Source organism: Parvularcula oceani (assembly GCF_000733125.1).
Taxonomy (GTDB): domain Bacteria; phylum Pseudomonadota; class Alphaproteobacteria; order Caulobacterales; family Parvularculaceae; genus Parvularcula; species Parvularcula oceani.
Genome location: NZ_JPHU01000030.1, coordinates 1 through 1,220 on the forward strand (window position 1 = coordinate 1; position 1,220 = coordinate 1,220).

Below are 1,220 nucleotides of genomic sequence, written 5' to 3' on the forward strand. Positions count from 1 at the left end.
CCCGACAGGGAAGGCCTGCTATCCCCTTCTCAACAATGGATCTCAGTACTGCAGAAATGCCCGCTTGTATCGTAGGTTCGATCGTAATTCAAATATCCGATCGCGAACAAACTTCTTCCGGGCAGCTCAGCTTGTATCAGATAGCTTTGCTTCTGTTCGTCTGCCCGGGTCAGGATTTTTCTTGGATGCGTCTACACAGAGTCATCTCAGCAACATAAACTCCGCTTTGCGGGTGGCGAATACTAGAGTTGCCAAGCAAATGGTGGCAGGCACCTGGCAGTCCCAGGGTTCGATGAGCGCTAACGATAACGCCATGGTCCATTTTGAGCAGTCTGCAGTCCAGGAGTACCTCGACGGCATGAATGTCGAAGCCAGAGGTGCATTCATCTCAGATATGAACGAATTCTTGAACACAATGAATCCTGCAGTGCGTTCTGGGCGCGCTTTAGATCCTATGATATCGACAGCAATCCGAAGAGTTCGCGATGAGTTGGACGGAGAGATTGATTTTGGAAATCAGGAGCATCGTGAGATGATTGGTAGAGAAGTCGTTGGGCAAATCCGTTCGGAGCGAGTCTGCCCTACTGGTACACGGATATGCCGGTGAGGTCGGAGGCTGCTGTCCGGCGAGTATTAAGGGCTGGTTCTTTTCTCACGGGGCAGGCGGTTGTTTTATTTATCTTGGTGGTGATGGCTGGGTTTTTCTTCAACGAGGGGGACGGAGTAGATTTTCCCTTCCAATTCGCGCTGTTCGCTGTTTCGGTGTACTACTTGGGCTTCCTTATTGGACCAATGGTTTTGCTTGCTTTGGTCTTTTGGGATAACCGAGGGTGGGTTCGGCTGGTGAGTGCGCTACTGCCAGTAGGCGTGGCAGCAGCCAGTTGCTTAGCTACCGTGCTTGCTCAACGTGATGGCGAAATAATGCTACTTTTCCAGGATGGGGCACTTCTCGGGATCACTTGGCTTGTACTAACCGTGGCAACTCTAATAGCATATAATCGTCTGTTCCAGTTTATTGAGAGAAGATTTGATAACTAAGTACTGAATATTGGGAGTATATATCGTAGGAATCTTGAAGGCTCAGAAGTCTGGGCGGAAAGTCGTTTAGCAGCTGGCGTCCCCCTGATTCTTGGGGGGTGCCAAAACCGTTCGCGCCGGTCATGCGGACGCCAACCTTCAGAACGCAGCATAGCCGCTGCGTCTTTCGCTGCTATACCGAT

Annotated in this window: 1 protein-coding gene; it reads left to right on the top strand. The window is 50.7% G+C overall.

From position 1 onward, the window contains the following. On the top strand, positions 1-607 hold a 607-nt coding region (locus IE88_RS18765; protein WP_238319334.1), incomplete at its 5' end, for a hypothetical protein. Positions 608-1,220 lie beyond the last annotated feature (613 nt).